The sequence below is a fragment of the Terrirubrum flagellatum genome (assembly GCF_022059845.1).
Classification (GTDB): domain Bacteria; phylum Pseudomonadota; class Alphaproteobacteria; order Rhizobiales; family Beijerinckiaceae; genus Terrirubrum; species Terrirubrum flagellatum.
On record NZ_CP091851.1, the window covers coordinates 4300397 to 4324349 of the forward strand.

Genomic DNA, 23953 nt, shown 5'->3' on the forward strand with positions numbered 1-23953 from the left:
GAAATCCTGAAAGCATCTGAATGAAATTCTCCATCTCCTGGCTCAAGGATCATCTCGACACGACGGCGTCGCCGGCCGCGATCGCCGAGACGCTGACGCGCGTCGGGCTCGAAGTGGAGTCGATCGAAAATCCGGCGGAGAAGCTGAAGGATTTCGTCGTCGCGCGCGTGATCGAGGCGAAGCAGCATCCGAACGCCGATCGTCTGCGCGTCTGCATGGTCGACACGGGTTCGGGCGATCCCGTGCAAGTCGTGTGCGGCGCGCCGAACGCGCGCACCGGCATGATCAGCGTGTTTTCGCCGCCCGGAACCTATATCCCCGGCAAGAAGATCACGCTCGGCAAGGGCGTCATCCGCGGCGTTGAATCGAACGGCATGCTGTGCTCGGCGGCGGAGCTTGAAATCTCCGACGATCATGACGGCATTCTCGATCTGCCGGCCGATGCGCCGGTCGGCGAGCGCTATGCGAATTGGGCCGGCCTTGACGATGCGGTGATCGACGTCGCCGTGACGCCCAATCGCGCCGATGCGCTCGGCATCGCGGGCATCGCGCGCGATCTCGCGGCGACAGGCATCGGCGATCTCAAGCGTCGCGACACCAAGTGGATCAAGGGCTCCTTCCCCTGCCCGGTAAGGGTGACACTCGATTTCGACGCGCATGAGAAATATCTCTGCCCGGCCTTCGCGCTGCGACTCGTGCGCGGCGTCAAGAACGGCCCGTCACCGGAATGGCTGCAGAAGAGGCTGAAGGCGATTGGCCTCAGGCCCATCAGCGCGCTCGTCGACATCACCAACTTCATGACCTTCGATCGCAACCGGCCGCTGCATGTGTTCGATGCGAAGAAGGTGCATGGAAATCTCGTCGTGCGGCGCGCGAGGAAGGGCGAGGAATTGCTCGCCCTCGACGGCAAGACCTATCGCTTCGAGGACTCCATGGTCGTCATCGCCGACGACAAGGGCGTCGAATCCATCGGTGGCGTCATGGGCGGCGAAGGCTCCGGCTGCGACGAGAACACGACCGACGTGCTGATCGAATCCGCGCTATGGGATCCGCTCAACATCGCGCGAACCGGACGCGCGCTCGGCGTCAATTCCGATGCGCGCTATCGCTTCGAGCGCGGCGTCGATCCCGGTTTCTGCCTGCCGGGCATCGAGGTCGCGACGCAGCTCATGCTTGATCTCTGCGGCGGCGAAGCGTCCGAGACTACACTCGCGGGAGAAATTCCCGACACCGATCACATCATCGACTTCCCCTGGAGCGAGGTGAAGCGCCTGACCGGCCTCGACCTGCCGCGCCCGGAAATGAAGCTCATTCTTGAGCAGCTTGGGTTCCATGTCTCCGGCGCCGGCGACCGGGTGAAAGTCATGCCGCCGACATGGCGCGCCGACGCCGAAGGCAAGGCCGATCTCGTCGAAGAAATTACGCGCATCGCCGGCCTCGACCGTGTCGAATCGCGGCCGCTGCCACGCGAGGAATCGACGGTGGTCAAGCCGGTGCTGACGCTGCTGCAGAAGCGCACGCGCCTCGCCAAGCGACTGCTCGCGACGCGCGGCCTCGTCGAGGCCGTGACATGGAGCTTCATTTCCGAGGGCGAGGCGAAATTGTTCCGCCCCGACGGCGCGAACACCGCTGCGCTGCTCAAGCTCGCCAATCCGATCGCCTCCGATCTCTCCGACATGCGGCCGTCGCTGCTGCCCGGCCTGCTAAAAGCGGCGCAACGCAACGCCGATCGCGGCTTCGGCGATGTCGCCTTGTTCGAGGTTGGACAGGTGTTCGCAAACGACGCGCCGGAGGGCCAAACCATCGTGGCGTCGGGCGTGCGCCGTGGACTTTCGTCCACGCGTGGCGCGGGTCGGCACTGGGATGGCGGCGCGCAACCTGTCGATCTATTCGATGCGAAAGCGGACGTGATGGCGCTTCTCGAGACGCTCGGCGTCGCGACGGGCGGCCTGCAAGTTGCTCAAGGCGGCCCTTCCTATTTCCACCCCGGCCGCTCCGCGACGCTGCGCTTCGGCCCGAAGAATATCGTTGGCGCCTTTGGCGAACTGCATCCGCGCACGCTCGCCGAGCTCGATGTGAAGGGTCCGATCGTCGCGTTCGAGCTGACGCTGGACGCGCTGCCGCCGCCGAAGGCCAAGCCCACCAAGGCGAAACCGAAGATCGCGCTCAGCGAATTCCAGCCGGTACAGCGCGATTTCGCCTTCGTGGTCGATCGCGCTGCGGCCGCGGCCGACCTCATCAGGACCGCCCAGGCGGCCGACCGGACTCTGATCGACGATGTTGCGATCTTCGACGTCTATGAGGGGCCGGGCGTCGAGGCGGGCAAGAAGTCGATCGCGCTTTCGATCATCCTGCAGCCGCGCGAGAAGACCCTGACCGACGCCGAGATCGACGCGATCGGGGCGAAGATCGTCGCCGAGATGGGCAAGCGTTTCGGCGCGACGCTGCGCGGCTGACGGCGCAAGATGGACGCCGGCGCCACCGGCGGTCGCGCCGCGCTTACAATTCAGCCATATGTTGGCCGTATGCTGCCGAGCATGAAGACGCTCAAATGCCTCGCCGCCCTCGCGCTTGCCGCCGCCCTGATCGGCGGCTTCGAGGTCGGCTCCGCCCAGGCCCGTTCGCCCTCCGACTGCGAGAAGATCGAAGCCTGGGACGCCTACAATAAGTGCCTCGCCGAGTTCGGGCCGAAGCGCGGCGGCGCAGCGCGCGTCGCTCCGATGAGCGAGCAAGAGGCGGTGACGCCGACCGGCCCCAGGACGCGCTCGATCCGCGGCAGTCGGTCGGCGCGAGCCGGAGGCTTCGTGCGCCGAACCAGATCGGGTCGCGCCTTCGCCGTATTCGACGTCAGTCCTTCACCCCGGCCGCGTCGGCGCTGACTCCGTTCAACGGATTCGCCGGGTCCCATTCATAGGACAAGGTCTCGAAGCGCAGCCCGCGCGCATCGATCATCAGCAGCTTTCCGACGAGGCCATGATCGCCGTCGGAAAACCCGCCGACGATTTCTCTGATCGTTTCCATCGCCATCATTGCGCCCAAGAGTCCGGCGAGAGCGCCTAGAACGCCCGCCTGCGCGCAAGTGGGGACGACGCCCGCCGGCGGGGGACTTGGAAACAAGCACCGATAGGTTGGATTGGGGCGTCCCCCATGCGTGGACTCATGCGCGCGGATCGTCGTGAGCGAGCCGTCGAACACGCCAAGCGCGGCCGCGATCAGCGGCTTTCGCGCGTGGAAGCATGCGTCCGACACCGCGTAGCGCGTTTCAAAATTATCCGAGCCGTCCGCGACGATGTCGTAATGTCCGATCAAGGCCGCGGCGTTATCAGAGTCGATGCGCATCGCGTGCTTCTCGACACGCACATGCGGATTGAGACGCGCGATGGCTTCGGCGGCGCTGTCGGCCTTCAGCCTGCCGATGTCGTCCGTCTCGTGAATAACCTGCCGCTGCAGGTTCGACAGCGAGACAACATCGTCATCGACGACGCCGATCGTCCCGACGCCGGCGGCGGCGAGATATTGCATGAGAGGCGCGCCGAGCCCGCCGGCGCCGATCACGAGAACCTTCGCGGCTTTGAGCTTCTGCTGTCCCGGCCCGCCGATTTCGCGGATGACGAGATGGCGGGCGTAGCGCTCGATTTCTTCTGGCGACATCGCAGACGAGTCTATCCGGCCGCCCGCGTTGACGCCAGACACGCGACCGAGCTTAACGCATGCGGAGTTTGATCCCCTCCATTGACCTGCGGTTGCTTGCAGAGCGCGCGCCCGGCGTCGTTGCGTTATCCGCCGCCACCTTTGGCGTGTTGATGGCGCCTGATCTGATCTTCCAGCGTCGCGGCATTGGCGTCCATCCCTTTGAATCCAGGCAATATTGGCCTGTTGTGCTGCTGCTCGCGCTGTTCCTGACGATGACGGAGCCGCGTTGGCTGCGCGTCACGGTGATGAGTGTCATCGCCTTCGGGCAATTCGTCTGGTTCGGCGCGCTGCAGTTCTTCGGCGGCGTGTTGAAGCCGGAGCAATTGCAGCTCGCAGCGCATCAGGCGGATGAAGTTGCGATCGGACTTGAGGCGAGCTTTGGTCTCCTCGCGCCTGCTATCGTGATCGTCGCGCTGACGACGCTCGCGCTATTCCTGACGCAGGAATTTCTTGGCCGGCGTTTCGCTCTTCGTTCACGACCAGGCGGCGTTCTGCTGATCACGCTGCTGACCATCTATGTCGCGCGCATCTTCCTGCACACCGATCTCTTCCTGATGTATCCGTCGGCGATGACGCCGTCGGCGCTGGGTCCGATCCATTCGCTGGGCGTCGCCATCCGGGCGAGCTGGACGCAGCGCGAGATCGCGCCGGATCCGAAGAAGACGTCCTATGTTCTCGGCGTCGGCGAGCGTCATGATGGCCCGGTCACCATCGTCGTCATCATGGGCGAGAGCGTGAACGCCGCCCGGCTCAGCCTCTATGATTTTGCGCGCGACACGACACCGAATCTGAAGGCATTCGAAATTTCACCGCCGCCCGGCTTCGTTTTGTTGAAAAAGGTCGGCTTTTCCGCCGGCGTCGCGACGATCGCCAGCGTGCCGAACTTCATGAAGATCCCCTACTATCCCGTGGGACTCGGCATGTCGCCGATGTCAATCTTTCGCATCGCATCTGATAACGGCTTTCGCAGCTTCTATTATTCAGCGCAGCTCGCCCATTCGCTCGACATCGCCGGCGACGCGCATCTCATCGAGCAGGTGGAGACTGCCGAAAACTGGGGCGACAGGCTCGCCCAGATCCATGACGATCTCATCATCGACTTCCTGCACGAAACGCCGCCGGCGCAGCGCCGCTTCTTCTTCCTGCATCAGCGCGTCAATCATGCGCCCTATATCGACAATTGCGACCATGTCGCTGCGACGCTCTACGCGCTGAAGCCGGAAGGCCCTTCCGCGGAGGATCTCAGGCGCAACGACTATGACAACGGCCTCAGATGCTTCGATCGCTCAATGAAGCAGATTTTCGACTGGGCGTCGGCGCAGCCCGGCGAAGTCGACGTATTTTATAGTTCCGATCACAATGAGCTGATGGGCGAACAGGGCATGTGGGGGCACGGGCCGACGCATTTCCTGCTCTCGGTCGTGCCGATGATGCTGTTCACGAATCGGGGCGATGGCGCGATCGCGAACGCGTTCCGCGAAATGCGCCTGCCGACCGCCTTCGACTTCACCGCGCTGATCGCACGCGCGCTCGGCACGTCAGTGACAGTGGAAGGCTATGATCCCGACATCTTCTATGTGAACGCGCCGCTGCCGTTCGGCCTTTCAGGCTTCCTGAAAGTCACGCGCCTCGCCGACGGGAATTTTCGCTCGGAGCATTTCAACCGCTCGGGCCATCACCTCGAAACGCAGGTTGTCCGGCTGCCCGACGAGATCGAGTACAAATACGCGAAGTAAGAACTCTATTCGCCCTTCGCCCAGGCGATCGCGTCTTCGAGGCGATCATTGCCCCAGAAGAGTTCGCCGTCATGGGTGACGAAGCTCGGCGCGCCATAGATGCCGATCGATTTCGCGAGTTCCGTCTCGGCCCGCAGACGCCCCTTCACCTCCTCCGAGCGCGAGGCGATCATCGCCGCATTGGCGTCGCCGCCGGCGGACCGCACGGCGGCCGCGAGCACGCTCTCATCCGCGATGTTCTTGCCTTCTCCGAAGGCGGAGCTGAACAAGGCGCGCGAAAAGCCGTCGATCCAGCCGGGCTCGCGGCCTGCGATGGCGACGCGCGCGGCGTTCAGGCTGTTCTGGGGAAATGGCGCGGGCCGTTTGAGCGGCAAGCCAAGGCGGCCGCACTGGCGCTCGATGTCGCGCCACATGTTCTTGCCCTTTGCCGGATAGAGGTTGAACGGCGATGAGTTCCACCCCTGAGCTGCAAAAATCGGCCCGAGAAGGAAGGGCCTCCATTGCACCTTCACTCCCGCGGCGTCAGCGAGAGCGCCGATACGCATGACAGCGAGATAAGAATAGGTGGAGGCAAAATCGAACCAGAAATCCAGAGTTGGCCGGGCAGCCATGCAACCTGTCCTGTCGAATCGACGCCGCAAAACCGGGCGGCTGCGTAAATTTTAGATAGGTGACACATCCCGTGAGGCGATAACAAGGCATAGACTGCTCACGAAAGCAGGATTGCTGCGCCGAGAAAGCGGACCTCATTTGACATCGGCGCCGACGACCGGCATTAGAATGACAGCTAGCCGCCCGTTGGGGCGGCGTTTGCGTTGAGGGCCGCACCGCCAATGGGCGTTTGCACGGAGAGGCTGGAGCGATCGCGACGATGGGCGCGACGACAGAACAGGGCCTGAACGGTCCGGTTCTGGTTTCGTCGCGCCGATGACGTCGCCATCCGTATTCCCCATCCGTCAATTGCGGCTCGAGCGCCCGCGTCGATGAACGACTGACGCGCCTGAAGCCGATTTCCCAGCCAAAAGGCGTCCTTCCCATGTCCACTTCTTCGTCTGTGTCGTCGCCGCTTCTGCCGACCTTCGCCAAAGCCGATCTCTCCTTCGAGCGGGGCGAAGGCTCGTGGCTCATCGCCTCCAATGGCGACCGCTATCTCGATTTCGGCTCCGGCATCGCCGTCAACGCGCTCGGCCACGCGCACCCGCATCTCGTCAAGGCGCTGACCGAACAGGCGCAGAAGGTGTGGCACGTCTCGAACCTCTATCAGATCCCCGACGGCGTGAAGCTGGCTCAACGTCTCGTCGACGCGACCGGGCTCGGCTATGTCTTCTTCGCGAATTCGGGCGCCGAGGCGAACGAGGGCGCAATCAAGACCGCCCGCAAATATCATGCGGTCAGCGGCCACCCCGAGAAGATCAGGATCATCACCTTCGAAGGCGCCTTCCATGGCCGCACGCTGGCGACGCTCGCCGCCGGCGGCCAGCAGAAATATCTCGAGGGCTTCGGCCCCAAGACCGAAGGATTCGATCAGGTTCCGTTCGACGACATGGACGCCCTAAAGAAGGCGATCGTTCCCGAGACCGCCGCGATCATGCTGGAGCCGACCCAGATGGAAGGCGGCGTGCGCGTCTTCCCGCCGGCGACGCTGCGCGCCATTCGCGCGCTATGCGACGAGCATGGTCTGCTGCTGATTTTCGACGAGATCCAGACCGGCGTCGGCCGCAGCGGCAAATTATTCCAGCATGAATGGACCGGCGTGAAGCCCGACGTCATGAGCGTCGCTAAGGGCATCGGCGGCGGCTTTCCGCTCGGCCTGTTCCTCGCCACCAAGGAGGCCGGCAAGGGCATGACCGCCGGCACCCATGGCACCACCTTCGGCGGCAATCCGCTGGCGATGGCCTGCGGCAACGCCGTTCTCGACGTCGTCCTCGGCCCCGGCTTCCTCGAAAGTGTTCAGAAATCGGCCCTGCATTTCCGCCAGCGCCTCGCGGAGCTTAAGGATCGCCATCCCCGCATCATCGAGGAGATCCGCGGCGAAGGCCTGCTGCTTGGCCTGAAAACCAAGGTCCCGAACATGGACCTCGCTGCGGCGGGGCGGGCGGAGAAGCTCCTGACCGTGCCGGCCGGCGACAATGTGCTGCGCCTCCTGCCGCCGCTGACCGCCACGGCTGTGGACATCAACGAAGCCTTCACGCGCCTCGACCATGCCTGCACGGCGCTCGAACGGAAGCTCGATCAGGCCAAGGATGCTGCGGCATGAGCGACGCCAGGCATTTCATCGATCTCACCGATTTCTCCGGCAATCAGCTCAGGGGTCTGCTGCGTGTTGCGGCGGACCTGAAAGCCAAGCGCGTCAGAGGCGAGCCGCAACGGGAGAAGCCGCTCGCCGGCAAAACGCTGGCGATGATCTTCGACAAGCCATCGACCCGCACGCGCGTCTCGTTCGATCTCGCCATGCGCGAGCTCGGGGGCGACACGATCATGCTCACCGGCGCGGAGATGCAGCTCGGCCGCGGCGAGTCGATCGCCGATACGGCGCGCGTACTGTCGCGCTATGTCGATGCGATCATGATCCGCATCCTCGATCATGACGCGGTGCTGGAGCTGGCGGCGAACGCCACGGTTCCCGTGATCAACGGCCTCACCAAGAAGTCGCATCCCTGCCAGATCATGGCCGACGTGCTGACCTATGAGGAGCATCGCGGATCGATCGCCGGGAAGGCGATCGCCTATTCCGGCGACTCCAACAATGTCATGACCTCCTGGGTTCATGCGGCGATGCGGATGGATTTCCGTCTCGCGATCGCGACGCCGTCGGAACTCGCCCCGCCGCCGCGCCTGATGGAGCGCGCGGCCAAGGAAGGCGCCGTGATCACCCACACGCTCGACCCCTTCACCGCCGTGCAGAACGCCGACGCCGTCGTGACCGACTGCTGGGTGTCGATGGGCGATGAGGATCAGGGCCGCCGGCACAATTTGTTGATGCCTTATCAGGTCAACGGCAAGCTGATGGCCGTCGCCAAGCCTGACGCGATCTTCATGCACTGCCTGCCGGCGCATCGCGGCGAGGAAGTCACCGACGAGGTGATGGACGGGCCGCAATCGGTCGTGTTCGACGAGGCCGAAAACCGTCTGCACGCGCAGAAGGGCATTCTGGCCTGGTGCCTTGGCGCCGCGGAAGCCTAGCTGGCGCCTCGGCGTCGCCAACGCTCAATCGCCGCTTCGCGGCTTTATACGACATACCCTGAGGCGCGGTGCGCCATCGCCTCGGCGGGGTGGCGAACCATCGCCCGAGGCGCCACATATCGGCCATGCCAATCGCGGATTCCGCTTGGCCTTCCCCCTCAATTTTGAGACCTGTGGCGCATGCAAGATGACGACGCGATTTCCGGCGACCGGATCCGCCCCTTTGCGGTGGAGCCACTCGACGTGCGCGGCCGTGTGGTGCGCCTTGGCCCTGCGCTCGACGAGATGCTGACCAAGCACGCCTATCCCGCCAGCGTCTCGCGCGCGGTGGGAGAGGCTGTGGCGCTGACGGCGCTGATGGGCGCATCGCTGAAATTCGAGGGCCGCTTCCAGCTTCAGGCGCGTGGCGACGGGCCGACCGGCATGATCGTCGTCGACTATGAGACGCCGGATCGGATGCGCGCCTACGCCCGCTTCGACGCAGACGGGGTCGCAAATCTCGAACGTGAGGGCCGCGCCTCGCCTGCGAACCTGATGGGCAAAGGCCACCTCGCCTTCACGATCGACCAAGGCTCCGAGAATTCGCGCTATCAGGGCGTGGTCGCGCTCGACGGTCAGGGATTCGAGGCGGCCGCGCATGAATATTTTCTGCGCTCCGAACAGATACCGACGCGGGTGCGACTGGCGGTGGCGGAATCAATTGCTCGCGGCGCGCCGAACAACTGGCGCGCCGGCGGCATGATGGTGCAGTTCCTGCCGCATTCGCTTGAACGTCAGCGGCAGCGCGATCTCGATCCCGGCGACGCGCCGGAATCGCACCGCGGCGACGAAACGCCGGAGGATGATGCGTGGGTCGAAGCGCGCTCACTCCTCGAGACGGTTGAAGATCACGAGCTGGTCGATCCGACATTGTCGAGCGAGCAGCTTCTCTATCGCCTGTTTCATGAGCGCGGCGTGCGCGTGTTCACGCCGCAACCGGTGCGCCATGTCTGCCGCTGCTCGCGCGAGCGCGTATCGGAGATGCTGGCGAACTTCTCGCCCGAGGAAAGGCGCGAAATGGTCGCCGACGACGGCGTGATGGAAGTGACCTGCGAATTCTGCTCGACGCGCTACCGCTTCGACCCCGCCGAATTCGCGGCCTAAATCTCCATCAGCCGAAGACGAGAAGCCCGGCGAGCCCTGCGGCGCCGACGACAATGCGCCACCACGCGAACACGGCGAAGCCGTGGCGCGAGATATAATCAAGCAGGAAGCGCACCACGATCAGCCCGCTGATGAAGGCGGCGGCGAATCCGAGCGCGATCAACATCGCGCCGTCGCCTGTCATCTCATGCCGCGATTTCCAGGCTTCGAGCGTGAAGGCGCCGACCATGGTCGGCATCGCGAGAAAGAACGAGAACTCCGCCGCCGCACGTTTCGTCGCGCCCATCAGCATCGCGCCGACAATTGTCGCGCCCGAGCGCGACACGCCCGGCACCATGGCGAGGCACTGGAAGAAGCCGATCTTCAGATAAGTCGCGACCGGAAACGCCATCGCGTCATCATATTTCTCTTCAGTCTTGTGCTCATCCATCAGCAACAGGATGAAGCCGCCGACGATCAGCGCCACGCAGACGACCGTCGGATTGAACAGACGCCCCTTGATGAATTCGCGCAGGATGAATCCGATCACCGCTGCAGGCAAAAACGCCACAAGCACGCCGATGACGAAGCGACGCGCCTCCGCGCTCGTCGGCAGCGCCAGCGCCACGCGCCAGAGTCTGAAGAAATAAACCGACAGCAGCGCGAGGATGGCGCCGAGTTGCACGAGGATCACATAGCTCTTGCCAAGCTGATCATCATCGAAACCGAGAAAATGGCTGACGAGCAGAAGATGGCCTGTCGACGAAACGGGAATGAATTCGGTGAGTCCCTCGATGAGGCCAAGGAACAACGCTTTGAAAACATCCATCGACACAGACAATCTCCCCCGCGCCCAACGCAACCGTTAATGAAGCGTTGACCCATCGCTCCGGATTGAATCGAATCGCATTGTTCCCGCCGGCTCAGGACTCTATAGCTGCGCCGCTGTCCCGCCAAAGCGCTTCGACGCGGCGTTTCGCCTTCTCCTGATCCATGGTCAAGCTGTTTCACCACCCATTCTGTCCGCATTCCCGTTTCGTCAGGCTCGCCTGCGCCGAGATCGGCTTGGAGCTGGAACTCGTCGAGGAGCGGGCCTGGGAGAGGCGGCGGGAGTTCCTCAAGCTCAATCCGGCGGCGACAACCCCTGTCATGTCCGACGACGCGGGTCCGGCCATCCCCGGCGCCGGCGTGATCGCCGAATATCTCGATGAGATACGCGGGGTGACGCTAGGGGATCGCCGGCTGATGCCGGAGCGCGTCGAGGCCCGCATCGAGGTGCGTCGCCTGCTCGACTGGTTCAACCTCACTTTCTTCGCGGAGGTCAGCGAACCGCTGGCGCGCGAGAAGATCTACAAGCGCTTCATGAAGCCCGCCGAGGGCGGCGGCTCGCCGGATGCGGCGTCGATCCGTGCGGCGCGCAGCAATGTGCGCTATCATCTCCATTACATCGGCCATCTCATCGGGCGCCGCAAATGGCTCGCGGGCGACCAGTTGACCTACGCCGATCTCGCCGCAGCGGCGCATTTGTCCTGCGTCGATTATCTCGGCGATGCGCCATGGAGCGAGGACGAGGCTGCGAGGGAATGGTACGCGCGGATCAAGTCGAGGCCATCCTTCCGCGCGCTGCTGGCGGAGAAGGTGGCGGGGACGCCGCCGGCGCTCCACTACGCCAACCTCGACTTCTGAAAGCGCGCGACGCGATCGAGGCGCGGGCGCGCAAACTCGGCTTCGCCACATTTCGCATCACGACGCCCGATTGCGTTCCCGACCAGCATGAGCGACTGAGCGAATGGCTCGCCGCCGATCGCCACGGCGAAATGGACTGGATGGCCGACACCGCTGAACGACGGCGTCATCCCTCCGCGCTGTGGCCCGACGCGCGTTCGATCATCGTGCTTGGCTGGAACTACGCGCCTGACAGCGACCCGCTGGCGAGCCTCGCGCTGAAAGATCGCGGAACCATCTCGGTCTATGCGCGACGGCGCGACTATCACGACGTGGTCAAAGGTCGATTGAAGGAGCTTGCAGGGTTCGTCGCGTCAACAACGGGCGGCGATGTGAAGGTCTTCGTCGACACAGCGCCGTTGATGGAGAAGCCTGTCGCGCAAGCGGCGGGGCTGGGCTGGCAAGGCAAGCACACCGCGCTCGTGTCGCGCGAACTCGGCGCGTGGCTTTTCCTTGGCTTCATTCTCACAACAGCCGAGCTCTCGCCGGATGAAGTCGAGGTCGATCATTGCGGCTCATGCCGCCGCTGTCTCGATATCTGCCCGACCGACGCCTTTCCCGCGCCCTACAAACTCGATTCGACCCGCTGCATCGCCTATCTCACCAACGAGCATAAAGGCCCGATCCCGCGCGAATTGCGGCCGCTGATCGGCAACCGCATCTTCGGTTGCGACGATTGTCTCGCGGTTTGTCCCTGGAACAAGTTCGCGCAGGCGAGCCGCGATACGCGCATGGCGATGCGCGCGGATCTCGCCGCGCCAGCGCTTGCGGATCTGCTGCGTCTCGATGACGCAGCGTTCAGAAAGCTGTTCGCCGGCACGCCGGTGAAGCGGCTTGGCCGCGACCGCTTCCTGCGCAACGTGCTGATCGCGGCGGGCAACTCGCAGAATCCGGAATTCATCGATGCTGTGATCTCACTGATCTCTGCCCCCTCGCCTGTCGTGCGCGGCGCGGCGATCTGGGCGCTTGGCCGTCTCGCGCCGCGCGAGCATTTGCTATCGGAGCGCCACGCGCATTTCGCGCATGAGCGCGACGACGATGTGCGAGACGAGTGGCGCGCCGTCGCCGGGGAATTCTTGCCGGCATGAGGCTCTTCATCTTCGGCATGGGCTACACCGCGAGCGCTTTCACGCGCCTGCATGGCGCTAAATTCGAAACCATCGCGGCGAGCGTACGGAGTCAAAGCGCCGCTGAAGCGATCTCGGCGTCCGGCGTCCAGCCGCGTCTCTTTGTCGACGGCGCGCTCGATGACGAGGGTCGCGAAGCTCTAGCGCACGCGACCCATCTGCTGATCTCGATTCCGCCCGACGCCAATGGCGATCCGGTTCTGCGCGCTTGCGCCGACATCATCGACAGCGCGCATCATCTCCGCTGGATCGGCTATCTCTCCAGCGTCGCCGTCTATGGCGATCGAAATGGCGGCTGGGTTGACGAGGACGGCGAGCTCGATGCGACCAGCGCGCGTGGACGCCAGCGCATCTCAGCAGAGAAGGGTTGGCTTGATCTCGGCCGACGCCTCGGCAAGCCGACGCATATTTTCAGGCTCGCCGGCATCTATGGCCCCGGCCGCAACGCTCTCGTCAATCTGCGCGAAGGTAAGGCCAAGCGATTGATCAAGCCGGGACAGGTGTTCAATCGCATTCATGTCGACGATATCGCGCAGATTGTCGCGGCGACCATCGACAGCGCGCATCCCGGCGGCGTCTGGAACGTGGCGGACGATGAACCTGCGCCGCCGCAGGATGTCGTTGCATATGCGGCCGAACTAGCGGGCGTCGCAGCGCCGCCGGACATTCCGTTCGACGCGAGCGCGTTGTCGCCGATGGCCGCGAGCTTCTACGCCGACAACAAGCGCATCGCGAACGCCAAAGTGAAAGAGGCGTTCGGCCTGTCGCTGCTTTATCCGACCTACCGCGAGGGCCTGCGCGCGCTCATCACGCGCGAAGGCCGCTGATATCTCAACGCTGCTCGCGCGGCTTGATCAGCGCCCAACCCGCCGGCAGGATGAGCGCGCCAAGCAGCGTCTTGTAGATGGTGGCGGCGAAGAAGGGCGCGACGCCAACCGCCCAGGCCATGCCGACGCCGACTGTCAGCGCAAGCCAGCCGAAGCCGAGCGCGATGATCGCGACATGGCCGATCGCCATGGCGGCGAACAGCTTCACGACCGAACGATCCCAGCCGCGCTCCGCCAGCCAGCCGACGATGAAGGCGCCGGCGAGGAAGCCGACGAGATAGCCGCCGGTCGGGCCCATCATGTAGGCGAGGCCAATGCCGCGTTCGGGGGTGTCAGCAAAGACCGGCAGGCCGACCGCGCCTTCGACGAGATAGAGAAATACGGATGCGACCCCAAGCCGTGCGCCATAGGCGGCGCCGAGGGTCAGCACCACGAAGGTCTGCATCGTCATCGGAACGGGGAAGCCGACCTTGATCTTGGCGGAGACCCAGAGCGCCAGCGCACCGAGGATCATCAGCGCCGCGGCGCGCGCCGAGGAGGCGATGAGCGACGAAGCGGATTTGCCAGAGGCCGGCGCCGGCCAGAGAGTTGCGGCGAAGGTGGCGGCTGGCATGAAAGCTCCTGTGACGTGGCGCCCGGTCGAACCGCGCGGCGCGCCCGTGTATAGGCGGCTCAAGGGAACGGCTCAAGCCGTCGCCCACCCATGCAGGATCAAGCGATGACCGGCGACGAGGCGGACAGGGACGAACCAACATTCGAGAAGGGATTTGCCGGCGCGGCCGGCGAGGTCGTCGAACTCACCTCCCTGATCCGGCGCGTGCTCGCCCCAAACCCCTCGGCGTTCACCTTTCATGGCACCAACAGCTACATCATTGGGCGAGGAACCGTGGCGATTCTCGATCCCGGGCCTGACGACGCCGGCCATGTCGATAAGCTGATCGCGGCGACTTCAGGAGAGATAATCTCCCATATCGTCGTCACGCATACGCATCGCGACCATTCGCCAGCAGCGCGGCTGCTCGCGGCGAGAACCGGCGCGCCCATTGTCGGCTGCGCGCCTTATGTGTCGAAGGCTGAAAGCGCCAGCGAAGGCGTGCGGCTCGACGCCAGCCATGACCTCGCGCATGAGCCTTCGCAGATCCTGCGCGATGGCGACTCCATTTCCAGCCCCGGCTGGATGCTCGTCGCAATTGAGACGCCCGGCCACGCCTCGAACCACGTCTGCTTCTCGCTGCCGGAGGAGAATACGCTCTTCTCGGGAGATCATGTCATGGCGTGGTCGACATCGATCGTGTCGCCGCCCGACGGCTCGATGGCGGACTACATGGCCTCGCTCGACAAATTGCGCGGCCGCGATGAAGCGATCTACTGGCCGGGCCATGGCGACGCCGTGCGCCAGCCGCAAAGATTCGTGCGCGGCCTGATCAATCATCGCCGCCAGCGCGAAAGCGCGATCCTCGCGCGCCTGCAGGCCGGCGATCGAACGATCGCGGAGATCGTTCCCGCGCTTTATTCAGGCGTGCCGAAACACCTGCACCCTGCAGCCGGTCAGTCCGTGCTCGCGCATCTCATCGATCTCGTCGGACGAGGAATCGTCAACGCAAATGGCGCACCGACGAAAGACGCCGAATACCGCCTCGCCTGAGAGAGCAAGCGTGAGCGTTGCGGGTGATGCGCGTCGCCTGCAACACAAAGCCTGATCAGCGCCCGATCTTCCGCTTGCGCGCGCCGTAGGTCTTGAGGCGCAGCGCGTTGAGCTTGATGAAGCCGGCGGCGTCGCGATGATCGTAGGCGACCTGGCCTTCCTCGAAAGTGACGAGGTCCTGATCATACAGCGAATAGGGGCTTTCGCGGCCGATCACCCAGGCCGAGCCCTTATAGAGCTTCACGCGCACGCGGCCAGTGACATATTCCTGGCTCTTGTCGATCAGCGCCTGCAACATCTCGCGCTCGGGCGAGAACCAGAAGCCGTTATAGATCAGCTCGGCGTATTTCGGCATGATCTCGTCCTTGAGATGCGCCGCGCCGCGGTCAAGCGTGATCGACTCCATGCCGCGATGGGCGAAGTAGAGGATCGTGCCGCCGGGCGTTTCGTACATGCCGCGCGACTTCATGCCGACATAGCGGTTCTCGACAAGATCGAGCCGGCCAATGCCATTCGCGCGGCCGAGTTCGTTGAGCTTCGTCAGCAGCGTCGCCGGAGACATCTTCTCGCCGTCGATGGCGACCGCGTCGCCCTTCTCGAAATCGATCGAGATGACTGTCGGCTTGTCCGGCGCCTGCTCGGGATCGACGGTACGTGAATATACGTAGTCAGGCACTTCGACCGATGGGTCCTCGAGCACCTTTCCTTCCGATGAGCAATGCAAAAGGTTAGCGTCGATCGAGAACGGCGCTTCGCCGCGCTTGTCCTTCGCAATCGGAATCTGGTTCTCTTCAGCGAACTTGATGAGCTGCTCGCGCGAGCGTAGATCCCATTCGCGCCAAGGCGCGATGACGCGGATATCGGGCTTCAGCGCGTAATAGCTCAGCTCAAAGCGTACCTGGTCGTTGCCCTTGCCGGTCGCGCCATGACAGACGGCGTCGGCGCCGACCTTTTCGGCGATCTCGATCTGCTTCTTGGCGATCAGCGGACGCGCGATCGACGTGCCGAGAAGATAAAGCCCCTCATAGAGCGCATTGGCGCGGAACATCGGGAAGACATATTCGCGCACGAATTCTTCGCGCAGGTCCTCGATAAAAATGTTCTCGTCCTTGATGCCGAGGAGCTGCGCTTTCTTGCGCGCCGGCTCCAGCTCCTCGCCCTGTCCCAGATCGGCCGTAAAAGTGACGACTTCGCAACGATAGGTGGTCTGCAGCCATTTCAGGATGATCGAGGTGTCGAGACCGCCTGAATAGGCGAGCACAACTTTCTTTACGGCAGCAGACATGACAGTTCCGTCGGACAGGCCGGGCGCGCCGGCGAGAGGGCGGGTGGGTTATAGAGTTCGCCGCGCGATCCGCAACCGGCCCCGCTTTCTGTGACTCGAAAGCGACACCTGGAACGATCCCGGCGCGCATCTGTTGGGGAAAAATCCCCGTTCACGCTTCGGACTCTTGTCGACGAGTCACCGCCCATAGTAGTCATTTTTTGCCGGCCATACGAGATGTCGATGCCGGTTCCCTGAGTGATCTTCCAGGCGTGGCGTTGATGCGTGGGGCGTGCTCCGCGCTGCGCCTGATGGATTCGCTGTTCGGCTCCGCAAGGGGTCGCCAATGAGGAGTGGCGCATGTCGTGGACTGACGAGCGCATTGAATTGTTGAAGAAATTATGGACGGACGGGCTAAGCGCGAGCCAGATCGCGAGTGAGCTGGGGCAGGTCACTCGCAACGCCGTCATCGGCAAGGTGCATCGTCTCGGCCTCGCAGGCCGCGCCAAGGCGCCGACCCCGACCATCGCCCGCCCGGCGCGCAAGCCGGCGCCGACCCATCGCATTTCCGGCGGTCTTGGCGGCGGAATGAGCAATTCAGGCGGCGGCGTAGCCCGCGCCGTGCTGCGCGGCAACACCGCGCTGAAAGTCATGGCCGCCCACCACGAAGACGCCTATCAGGTCGTCCAGCAGGAACTCGACGAGGATGTCGTGATCCCGATGTCGCAGCGGGTTACGATCATGGAATTGCGCGAAGGCATGTGCAAATGGCCGATGGGCGATCCGTCCAGCGCCGAATTTCGCTACTGCGGATCGCAGAACAATTCCGGAGCGGGACCCTATTGCGCGTATCACTCGCGCGCCGCCTATCAGCCGCCGGCGGATCGCCGCCGCCATGACCGGCGGGTGATGAGCCGCATCTGACGCGGCGGACCAATTAAATGACTTCGCGCGCCATCTGGAGGCGCGCGATAAGGACGTCATGATCCCGACGCCCGCCTAGTCCGGCCCGCGATAGGTTTCGTCGAACGCGTAGCCCGCGCCCCTGACTGTCCGGATCGGATTGCTCATCCGTTCGTGGTCGAGCGCCTTGCGCAAGCGGCCGACGTGCACATCGACCGTGCGTTCGTCGATCTCGGCGTCCCGGCTCCACACCCCGTCGATCAGTTGCGAGCGCGAATAGACGCGGCCCGGCTTCTCGATCAGGAATTCCAGCAGGCGAAACTCGGTCGGCCCCAGCGCGATTTCACTGCCCGCGCGCCAGACCCGCCGGACCTCGCGATCGAGTTCGATGTCGCCGGCGGCGAGACGGCTGGCGAGCTTGCCAGGATCGGCGCGACGGAGCAGCGCCCGTACGCGAGCGATCAACTCCGGCACCGAGAACGGCTTCACCACATAATCGTCGGCGCCCGTCTTCAGGCCGCGAATGCGCTCGCTCTCCTCGCCCCGCGCCGTCAGCATGATGATCGGCAGGGTCCGCGTGGAGTCGCGGAGCCGCAGGCGCCGGCACATCTCGATCCCAGAGAGCCCAGGCAGCATCCAGTCGAGGATGAGCAGATCGGGCGGATCGTCGCGCAGCCGCGCCTCGGCGATTTCGCCGTCGCTTTCGGTTTCGACCTGGAAGCCTTCCGACTCGAGATTGTAAGTCAGCAGCGTGACGAGCGCCGGCTCGTCTTCAACGATCAGAATGCGCGGCGCCATGGCGCGTCAGGCTCCCTGGGCCATCTCAGTCGTCAGAGTCGACCGAGACCGAAACGTTGGTGTTGTCGCCCTTCGGCCTTTCGGCCTTCAGTTGCGTGCCCGTCACCCAGTAATGGATCGTCTCGGCGATGTTGGTCGTGTGATCTCCGATGCGCTCGATGTTCTTGGCGCAGAACAGCAGATGCGTGCATGACGTGATATTGCGGGGATCTTCCATCATATAGGTCAGGAGCTCCCGGAACAGCGAGGTGTAGAGCGCATCGATATTGTCATCGCGCTTCCAGACCTCGAGCGCGGCGTTCAGGTCGTTCTGCGTATAAGCATCGAGAACGTTCTTGAGTTGCTCTTCCACCAGCTCGGTCATGTGCTGGAGGCCGACGACGGCGCGCGGAAGCTGGATATGCGCGGCGATGATCAGCACCCGCTTGGCGACGTTCTTGGCGAGATCGCCGACGCGCTCGAGATCGCCGGCGATGCGGATCGCCGACACGATTTCGCGCAGATCGACCGCCATCGGCTGACGCCGGGCGATGGTCAGGATGCCTGTCTCCTCGACCTCGCGCTGGAGATCGTCGAGGCGCGTATCCATGCCGATGACCTTTTGCGCCGTCTCAGGATCGCGGCGCGACAGCGCGACGATCGAGTCGTCGAGCATCTTCTCGGCGATGCCGCCCATCTCCGAGATCGCCCGCCGCAGTTCCTGCAGGTCGGCGTCGAAAGACTTCACAATATGCTGCTGGCTCATGGAGCGGTCCCCTCAGCGTCGATCAGCCGAACCGGCCGGTGACGTAGTCCTGCGTTTGCTTCTTTGTCGGATTGAGGAAGATCGTCTGCGTCGGAGCGACCTCGATCAGTTCGCCAAGATACATGAAGGCCGTGCGTTGGGAGATGCGCGCCGCCTGCTGCATGTTGTGGGTGACGATGACGATCGTGAACTCGCCGCGGAGCTGTTCGAGCAGATCCTCGACCTTGCCGGTCGAAATCGGATCGAGCGCCGAGGTCGGTTCGTCGAACAGAATGATTTCAGGCTGCTGGGCGATCGTGCGGGCGATGCACAGGCGCTGCTGCTGGCCGCCGGAGAGGCCCATGCCGGACTGGCGCAGCTTGTCCTTCACCTCGTCCCACAGGGCGGCGCGGCGCAGCGCGCTTTCGACGCGGTCGTCGAGTTCGGCGCGCGACACCTTCTCGTAGAGGCGCACGCCGAAAGCGATATTCTCATAGATCGACATCGGGAATGGCGTCGGCTTCTGGAACACCATGCCGATGCGCGAGCGCAGCTCGTTGAGATCAATCGACGCATCGAGGATGTTCGCGCCGTCGAGGATCACCTCGCCGGTGGCGCGCTGCTCGGGATAGAGCGAGTAGATGCGATTGAAGATGCGCAGCAGGGTCGACTTGCCGCAGCCGGACGGGCCGATGAGAGCCGTCACCTGGCGATCGTAGAAGCTGAGATTGACGTTCTTCAGCGCCTTGTGTTGGCCGTAGTAGAAATCGAGATTCTTGACGTCGAGACGGATCGGAATCTTCGAAAGATCCATCTCCGCGGGGCGGTCGGCGACAGAAACCATACTCATGTCAGTGGCCCTTGCTCAGAATGAGGCGCGTCGCGATCGACAGGCCCAGAATGGCGAAAGTGATGATCAATGAGCCGGCCCAGGCAAGCGCCTGCCAATTGTCGTAAGGCGCCGAGGCGAACTGGTAGATGGTCACCGGCAGGTTCGAGACGCCGCCCATCAGGCTGGGTTCGAACCAGAAATTGTTGTTGAGCGCGGTGAACAGCAGCGGCGCTGTTTCGCCCGCGATGCGCGCCATGGCGAGCAGCACGCCGGTCAGCATGCCGGCGCGCGCCGCGCGCCAGGTGACGTGCCTGATGACGACCGAAGGCGGCGCGCCGAGTGCGGCGCCGGCTTCGCGCAACTGGCCCGGCACCAGCCGCATCATGTCCTCGGTGGTGCGGACGATGACTGGCAGCGCGATGATCGCCAGCGCGACGCCGCCGGCCCAGCCGGAATAGCCGCCGAAGGGCGCGACCAGCAACGTATAGACGAACAGGCCAATCAGGATCGACGGCGCCGACAGGAGAATGTCGTTGATGAAGCGGATCACGTCCGCGATTTTCGACGCCTTGCCATATTCTGCGAGATAGGTGCCGGCGAGAACGCCGATCGGCGTCGCGATCAGCATGCCGAGCGCCGTCAGCACAATGGAGCCGATGAGCGGATTGGCGAGCCCGCCGCCTTCCGTGCCGGGGCCGGGCGTGATCTTCGTGAAGACGTCGATCGACAGCGCCGACACGCCCTTCACGAGGAGCATGCCGAGAATCCAGAACAGGACGAAGATGCCGAGCGCCGTGAAGAGCATGGAAAGGATCTTCAACGCGCGATCGGACGCGCGGCGCGAGGGCCGGACGCGGCTGACGAACGGCTTCGCGACATAAAGCGGCTGGTCGGCCTGCATCGTTGTGGCGTCGTTCATTGCGGCCTCCTCAGATCTTGCCGACGCGGGCGACGAGAAGCCGCGCGCAGCAGAGGACGACGAAAGTCACGAAGAACAGGATGCATCCGAGCGCGATCAGCGCGCTGAGCTGCATGCCGAGCGCTTCGTTGAACTCATTGGCGACGCGCGACGCGATGGTCGATCCGGGATCGAACACTGAAGCCGAGAGGCGGTTGGCGTTGCCGATAACAAAGGTCACCGCCATGGTTTCGCCGAGCGCGCGGCCAAGGCCCAGCATGGTGGCGCCGATAATGCTGACGCCCGCCTGTGGCAGCAGCACATGGCGCACCACCTCCCATGTCGTGCAGCCGACTCCATACGCACTCTCGCGCAGCACGGATGGAATCTGATCCAGCATGTCGCGCGTGATCGAGGCGATGAAGGGCGTGATCATGAAGGCGAGGATCAGCCCCGCGGTCAGCACGCCGAGGCCCGAGGGCGCGCGCGCATAGAGGATCGTGCCGACGAGCGGCAGACCCTCGACGATCTTGGACACCGGCGTCTGAACATAGGCGCCGACAAGCGGCACGAACACGAACAGACCCCACATGCCGTAGATGATGCTGGGCACCGCGGCGAGCAACTCGACGGCCGTGGAGACGGGCCGCTTCATCCAGGCCGGCGCGAGCTGCGTCAGGAAGATCGCGATGCCGAGCGAAAGAGGGATGCCGACGATCATCGCGATCGCCGCGGTGGTGAGCGTGCCGGCGATCGCAGGCCAGGCACCGTATTGATCGCTTTGCGTATCCCACACGCTCGAGGTCAGAAAGCCGACGCCGAACTGGCGGAAGGCTGGCCAGCCGCCGATGACCATCGACAGCATGATGCCGGCGAGAAGAACCAGCACGATCAGCGCCGATCCCCGGCTCGCATATTCGAATAGTCGATCGGACGTCGTTGAAGGCTTGGTGCGGCGACTCAACTGGCCGCTTTCCGTCGCTTCAGTCATCGCCAGGGGCGCCGCGCTCATGGGTTGCAACTCTCACTGTCACCGAGATCGCGCCTGGCGAAAAGCCTCTAGGGCGCGTTCGGCCGAAACCGCGAAGAAGCAAGCCGGGCGCGACGCGCCCGGCCTGCCGGTCACACGGGGATTAGTGCGTGAACTTCAGTTCCTGACCCCATGTCTGGCGGATCGCCGCCTTCACATTGGTCGGGAGCGGGACGTAGTCGAGATCGGTCGCGATCTTGTCGCCGTTGGAGTAGGCCCAATCGAAGAACTTCAGCGCGGCCTGGTTCTTGGCGGCGTCGCCATCCTTGCGGATGAGGATGAAGGTCGCCGACGTGATCGGCCACGCTTCGTCGCCCGGCTGGTTGTTCAGGATGATGCCGAAGCCCGGAGCAGCGTTCCAGTCGGCGTTGGCGGCCGCGGCCTGGAAGGCCTTGTTCTCAGGCGCCGGATACTTGCCGTCCTTGTTGGCGACGAGCGCAAAAGCGAGCTTGTTCTGCTTGGCGTAGGCGTACTCGACATAGCCGATCGAGTTCGGGACCTGCTTGACCGACGCGGAGACGCCCTCGTTGCCCTTGCCGCCGACGCCGACCGGCCAACTGACCGAGGTGTTGGCGCCGATCTTCGACTTCCACTCGTCCGAGACGCGCGACAGATAGTCCGTCCACACGAAGCTCGTGCCCGAGCCGTCCGAGCGATAGACCACGTTGATTGCAGCATCGGGCAAGGTCACGCCCGAGTTGAGGCCGGCGATCGCCTTGTCGTTCCACTTGGTGATCTTGCCGAGATAGATGTCGGCGAGAACCGCGCCTGTGAGCTTGAGCCCGCCGGCGCCGACGCCCTGAACGTTGATCGCGGGGACGATGCCGCCCATCGCGGACGGGAACTGGATCAGGCCGTCGGTCTTGAGCTCGTCGCCCTTGAGAGGCATGTCGGACGCGCCAAAATCGACGGTCTTCGCCTTGATCTGACGGATGCCGCCGCCCGAGCCGATCGACTGGTAGTTCAGGCCGATATTCGCTGAGGCCTTATAGGCCTCGGCCCACTTGGCGTAGAGCGGGAAAGGGAAGGTCGCGCCGGCGCCGGTGATATCGGCGGCGGAGGCGGAAATGGCCGACGCGGCGAGGAAGCCGGCCGCGGCCAGAAAATTCATCGGTTTCACAGTGTTACTCCCTGTTGGGATCTGGGCGCGCGCGGCGCGGAGCTCCCACGCCCATCGCGCAAGCCTCGCCTATCGAGGACAGGTGAGCCGGCTACGACGGTTCGATGACAGCCAGATGACAGCGGACCTTTGACTCAAAAGGTCAGCACCTCCACAGATCACCGCAGGAGGGGCAAAGTAATGGAAAAGCTTGAGCCTTTGCCGACCTCACTCGCGATATCGAGCCGGCCGCGATGGCGGCCGACAATATGTTTCACGAGCGCCAGCCCAAGGCCGGTGCCACCCTTTTGCCGGCTTTCCTTCGCATCCACCCGATAGAAGCGTTCAGTCAAACGCGGAAGATGTTCTGGCGCGATCCCCGGCCCATCATCGCTGACGACGATCTTCACCGCGCGGCCATCGCCGGGCAGCGACGCGCCGGCACCAACCAGAACGTCGGTTCGCCCGCCGTCGCGGCCATATTTAAGGGCGTTCTCGACCAGGTTCTCCACCACCCGGTAGAGCTCGTCGCGATCGCCGGCGACCGTCCATGGACCGCTTTCCGTCTTCAGATGAAGCTGCGCCTGGCGGTCGCGCGCCACGAGCCGCAATCCGTCGACCGCCTCGCGGACCACCCCCTCGACATTCACGGGAGCCGAGGGCGGGACGTGGCGATTCATCTCGATCCGCGAGAGCGACAGGAGATCATCAATTAGGCGAGCCATGCGACGGGCCTGATCGCTCATGACGCCAAGAAAGCGATCCCGCGCATTGGCGTCGTTCCGCGCTGCGCCCTGAAGGGTTTCGATGAAGCCGATCAAAGAGGCGAGCGGGGTTCGCAGTTCGTGGCTGGCGTTGGCGACGAAATCCGTCCGCATACGCTCGGCCGCCAGTTCGGCCGTACGGTCGTTGAACAGCAGGAGGACGGCGCCGCCGCTCTCTGGCTCCAAAGTCGCTTCGACCGCGTAGCGCCTCTCGACCGGGATGCGTTCGACATGCTCGACCGAGGCTCGCCCGCCCTGTCGGGCCGCGGATGCGGCGGCGAAGATGTCGGGCGCGCGGACCCCGGTCCAGAGCGGCTCGCCGATCTTGAGTCGGGGAAAAAGATCAACCGCCGGGCCGTTCGCGGCCGCGACGTCGTCGTCCGGACCGATCAGGATCGCGGGGGCAGGGATCGCCGCCAGCAGGCGATGAGCGTCAGGCATGCGGCTCGGATCGGGCATGGCGGCTATGTAGATGGGCGCGCGGGCGACGTCACGAGGGATCAGGCATCCACGAGATTTCCAAGGCTTGCGGAGGGGCGGCGGCGCGCGTATATGCGCGTCAGACAACTCCGCGTGATCGTAA

At 64.1% G+C, this 23953-nt stretch carries 23 protein-coding genes; 11 read left to right on the plus strand and 12 right to left on the minus strand.

Annotation, left to right across the window (positions count from 1 at the left end; all coding sequences use genetic code 11):
- Positions 1-20 precede the first annotated feature (20 nt).
- Together pheT and L8F45_RS20680 are read left to right on the plus strand one after the other, a co-directional pair.
- Positions 21-2456, plus strand: coding sequence for a phenylalanine--tRNA ligase subunit beta (gene pheT, locus L8F45_RS20675; RefSeq protein WP_342359737.1), 2436 nt, complete (start codon positions 21-23; stop codon positions 2454-2456).
- Between the two features lie 81 nt (positions 2457-2537).
- Positions 2538-2879 (plus strand): hypothetical protein, encoded by a 342-nt coding sequence (locus L8F45_RS20680; RefSeq protein ID WP_342359738.1) that lies wholly within the window; start codon positions 2538-2540, stop codon positions 2877-2879.
- On the opposite strand, the gene L8F45_RS20685 is transcribed toward L8F45_RS20680, so the two are convergent.
- Positions 2848-3651 (minus strand): HesA/MoeB/ThiF family protein, encoded by an 804-nt coding sequence (locus L8F45_RS20685; RefSeq protein WP_342359739.1) that lies wholly within the window; start codon positions 3649-3651, stop codon positions 2848-2850. The genes L8F45_RS20680 and L8F45_RS20685 overlap by 32 nt on opposite strands.
- A 59-nt stretch (positions 3652-3710) precedes the next feature.
- Here L8F45_RS20685 and L8F45_RS20690 point away from each other — a divergent pair, with 59 nt between their 5' ends.
- Positions 3711-5429, plus strand: coding sequence for a sulfatase-like hydrolase/transferase (locus L8F45_RS20690; RefSeq protein WP_342359740.1), 1719 nt, complete (start codon positions 3711-3713; stop codon positions 5427-5429).
- A gap of 5 nt (positions 5430-5434) precedes the next feature.
- Here L8F45_RS20690 and L8F45_RS20695 read toward each other — a convergent pair whose 3' ends face one another.
- Positions 5435-6040 (minus strand): 2-hydroxychromene-2-carboxylate isomerase, encoded by a 606-nt coding sequence (locus L8F45_RS20695; RefSeq protein ID WP_342359741.1) that lies wholly within the window; start codon positions 6038-6040, stop codon positions 5435-5437.
- 443 nt (positions 6041-6483) lie between these two features.
- Between L8F45_RS20695 and L8F45_RS20700 the strand changes: the two genes are divergently transcribed.
- The 3 genes from L8F45_RS20700 (at position 6484) to L8F45_RS20710 (ending at position 9755) form a co-directional block, all read left to right on the plus strand.
- Positions 6484-7686: an aspartate aminotransferase family protein gene (locus L8F45_RS20700; RefSeq protein WP_342363518.1), complete on the plus strand. Its 1203-nt coding sequence runs from the start codon at positions 6484-6486 to the stop codon at positions 7684-7686.
- Positions 7683-8612: an ornithine carbamoyltransferase gene (argF, locus tag L8F45_RS20705; protein WP_342359742.1), complete on the plus strand. Its 930-nt coding sequence runs from the start codon at positions 7683-7685 to the stop codon at positions 8610-8612. The genes L8F45_RS20700 and argF overlap by 4 nt, the downstream gene beginning before the upstream one ends.
- A 180-nt stretch (positions 8613-8792) precedes the next feature.
- Positions 8793-9755: an Hsp33 family molecular chaperone gene (locus L8F45_RS20710; protein ID WP_342359743.1), complete on the plus strand. Its 963-nt coding sequence runs from the start codon at positions 8793-8795 to the stop codon at positions 9753-9755.
- Between the two features lie 7 nt (positions 9756-9762).
- On the opposite strand, the gene L8F45_RS20715 is transcribed toward L8F45_RS20710, so the two are convergent.
- A complete protein-coding gene (locus L8F45_RS20715) occupies positions 9763-10563 on the minus strand; it encodes an undecaprenyl-diphosphate phosphatase (protein WP_342359744.1) in 801 nt (266 codons plus the stop codon).
- A 164-nt stretch (positions 10564-10727) separates the two neighbouring features.
- Here L8F45_RS20715 and L8F45_RS20720 point away from each other — a divergent pair, with 164 nt between their 5' ends.
- Genes L8F45_RS20720 through L8F45_RS20730 form a run of 3 tightly spaced genes read left to right on the plus strand, consistent with a single transcriptional unit; the run spans position 10728 to position 13413 of the window.
- Positions 10728-11420: a glutathione S-transferase family protein gene (locus tag L8F45_RS20720; protein WP_342359745.1), complete on the plus strand. Its 693-nt coding sequence runs from the start codon at positions 10728-10730 to the stop codon at positions 11418-11420.
- Positions 11318-12547: a tRNA epoxyqueuosine(34) reductase QueG gene (gene queG / locus L8F45_RS20725; protein ID WP_342359746.1), complete on the plus strand. Its 1230-nt coding sequence runs from the start codon at positions 11318-11320 to the stop codon at positions 12545-12547. Before L8F45_RS20720 ends, queG begins: the two co-directional genes overlap by 103 nt.
- Positions 12544-13413 (plus strand): SDR family oxidoreductase, encoded by an 870-nt coding sequence (locus L8F45_RS20730; RefSeq protein ID WP_342359747.1) that lies wholly within the window; start codon positions 12544-12546, stop codon positions 13411-13413. Before queG ends, L8F45_RS20730 begins: the two co-directional genes overlap by 4 nt.
- Positions 13414-13417: 4 nt before the next feature.
- Here L8F45_RS20730 and L8F45_RS20735 read toward each other — a convergent pair whose 3' ends face one another.
- A complete protein-coding gene (locus L8F45_RS20735) occupies positions 13418-14026 on the minus strand; it encodes a biotin transporter BioY (RefSeq protein WP_342359748.1) in 609 nt (202 codons plus the stop codon).
- A gap of 105 nt (positions 14027-14131) precedes the next feature.
- Here L8F45_RS20735 and L8F45_RS20740 point away from each other — a divergent pair, with 105 nt between their 5' ends.
- Positions 14132-15058 carry an MBL fold metallo-hydrolase gene (locus L8F45_RS20740; RefSeq protein WP_342359749.1) on the plus strand — a complete coding sequence of 309 codons (927 nt, stop codon included), beginning with the start codon at positions 14132-14134 and terminating at the stop codon, positions 15056-15058.
- Between the two features lie 55 nt (positions 15059-15113).
- On the opposite strand, the gene L8F45_RS20745 is transcribed toward L8F45_RS20740, so the two are convergent.
- A complete protein-coding gene (locus L8F45_RS20745; protein ID WP_342359750.1) occupies positions 15114-16343 on the minus strand; it encodes an argininosuccinate synthase in 1230 nt (409 codons plus the stop codon).
- A 339-nt stretch (positions 16344-16682) separates the two neighbouring features.
- Here L8F45_RS20745 and L8F45_RS20750 point away from each other — a divergent pair, with 339 nt between their 5' ends.
- Entirely contained in the window at positions 16683-17246 is a 564-nt protein-coding gene (locus tag L8F45_RS20750; protein WP_342359751.1) for a GcrA family cell cycle regulator, read from the plus strand.
- Positions 17247-17321: 75 nt separating this feature from the next.
- Here the strand turns inward: L8F45_RS20750 and phoB are convergent, their stop codons facing one another.
- From phoB to L8F45_RS20785, 7 genes are all read right to left on the minus strand, one after another.
- Positions 17322-18023 carry a phosphate regulon transcriptional regulator PhoB gene (gene phoB / locus L8F45_RS20755; RefSeq protein WP_342359752.1) on the minus strand — a complete coding sequence of 234 codons (702 nt, stop codon included), beginning with the start codon at positions 18021-18023 and terminating at the stop codon, positions 17322-17324.
- Between the two features lie 25 nt (positions 18024-18048).
- Positions 18049-18768, minus strand: coding sequence for a phosphate signaling complex protein PhoU (phoU, locus tag L8F45_RS20760; RefSeq protein ID WP_342359753.1), 720 nt, complete (start codon positions 18766-18768; stop codon positions 18049-18051).
- Positions 18769-18790: 22 nt separating this feature from the next.
- Complete coding sequence (gene pstB, locus L8F45_RS20765) at positions 18791-19561, minus strand: phosphate ABC transporter ATP-binding protein PstB (RefSeq protein ID WP_425330036.1); 771 nt, start codon at positions 19559-19561, stop codon at positions 18791-18793.
- 37 nt (positions 19562-19598) lie between these two features.
- A complete protein-coding gene (gene pstA, locus L8F45_RS20770; RefSeq protein ID WP_342363520.1) occupies positions 19599-20480 on the minus strand; it encodes a phosphate ABC transporter permease PstA in 882 nt (293 codons plus the stop codon).
- A 28-nt stretch (positions 20481-20508) separates the two neighbouring features.
- Positions 20509-21489, minus strand: a complete 981-nt coding sequence (gene pstC / locus L8F45_RS20775; protein WP_425329943.1) for a phosphate ABC transporter permease subunit PstC — start codon at positions 21487-21489, stop codon at positions 20509-20511.
- Between the two features lie 121 nt (positions 21490-21610).
- Positions 21611-22627: a phosphate ABC transporter substrate-binding protein PstS gene (gene pstS / locus L8F45_RS20780; RefSeq protein WP_425329944.1), complete on the minus strand. Its 1017-nt coding sequence runs from the start codon at positions 22625-22627 to the stop codon at positions 21611-21613.
- 158 nt (positions 22628-22785) lie between these two features.
- Entirely contained in the window at positions 22786-23811 is a 1026-nt protein-coding gene (locus tag L8F45_RS20785; protein WP_342359754.1) for a sensor histidine kinase, read from the minus strand.
- Positions 23812-23953: the final 142 nt, after the last annotated feature.

Bases quoted from the DNA above. Each gene is read 5' to 3' on its own strand.
- queG (WP_342359746.1), top strand. From the start codon at position 11,318: ATGGTACGCGCGGATCAAGTCGAGGCCATCCTTCCGCGCGCTGCTGGC.
- L8F45_RS20690 (WP_342359740.1), top strand. From the start codon at position 3,711: ATGCGGAGTTTGATCCCCTCCATTGACCTGCGGTTGCTTGCAGAGCGC.
- L8F45_RS20785 (WP_342359754.1), bottom strand. From the start codon at position 23,811: ATGCCTGACGCTCATCGCCTGCTGGCGGCGATCCCTGCCCCCGCGATC.
- phoB (WP_342359752.1), bottom strand. From the start codon at position 18,023: ATGGCGCCGCGCATTCTGATCGTTGAAGACGAGCCGGCGCTCGTCACG.
- L8F45_RS20750 (WP_342359751.1), top strand. From the start codon at position 16,683: ATGTCGTGGACTGACGAGCGCATTGAATTGTTGAAGAAATTATGGACG.
- argF (WP_342359742.1), top strand. From the start codon at position 7,683: ATGAGCGACGCCAGGCATTTCATCGATCTCACCGATTTCTCCGGCAAT.
- L8F45_RS20680 (WP_342359738.1), top strand. From the start codon at position 2,538: ATGAAGACGCTCAAATGCCTCGCCGCCCTCGCGCTTGCCGCCGCCCTG.
- pstC (WP_425329943.1), bottom strand. From the start codon at position 21,489: ATGAGCGCGGCGCCCCTGGCGATGACTGAAGCGACGGAAAGCGGCCAG.
- phoU (WP_342359753.1), bottom strand. From the start codon at position 18,768: ATGAGCCAGCAGCATATTGTGAAGTCTTTCGACGCCGACCTGCAGGAA.
- pheT (WP_342359737.1), top strand. From the start codon at position 21: ATGAAATTCTCCATCTCCTGGCTCAAGGATCATCTCGACACGACGGCG.
- L8F45_RS20715 (WP_342359744.1), bottom strand. From the start codon at position 10,563: ATGGATGTTTTCAAAGCGTTGTTCCTTGGCCTCATCGAGGGACTCACC.
- L8F45_RS20740 (WP_342359749.1), top strand. From the start codon at position 14,132: ATGACCGGCGACGAGGCGGACAGGGACGAACCAACATTCGAGAAGGGA.
- L8F45_RS20695 (WP_342359741.1), bottom strand. From the start codon at position 6,040: ATGGCTGCCCGGCCAACTCTGGATTTCTGGTTCGATTTTGCCTCCACC.
- L8F45_RS20735 (WP_342359748.1), bottom strand. From the start codon at position 14,026: ATGCCAGCCGCCACCTTCGCCGCAACTCTCTGGCCGGCGCCGGCCTCT.
- L8F45_RS20720 (WP_342359745.1), top strand. From the start codon at position 10,728: ATGGTCAAGCTGTTTCACCACCCATTCTGTCCGCATTCCCGTTTCGTC.
- L8F45_RS20685 (WP_342359739.1), bottom strand. From the start codon at position 3,651: ATGTCGCCAGAAGAAATCGAGCGCTACGCCCGCCATCTCGTCATCCGC.
- L8F45_RS20745 (WP_342359750.1), bottom strand. From the start codon at position 16,343: ATGTCTGCTGCCGTAAAGAAAGTTGTGCTCGCCTATTCAGGCGGTCTC.
- pstB (WP_425330036.1), bottom strand. From the start codon at position 19,561: ATGGATCTTTCGAAGATTCCGATCCGTCTCGACGTCAAGAATCTCGAT.
- L8F45_RS20710 (WP_342359743.1), top strand. From the start codon at position 8,793: ATGCAAGATGACGACGCGATTTCCGGCGACCGGATCCGCCCCTTTGCG.
- L8F45_RS20730 (WP_342359747.1), top strand. From the start codon at position 12,544: ATGAGGCTCTTCATCTTCGGCATGGGCTACACCGCGAGCGCTTTCACG.
- pstA (WP_342363520.1), bottom strand. From the start codon at position 20,480: ATGCAGGCCGACCAGCCGCTTTATGTCGCGAAGCCGTTCGTCAGCCGC.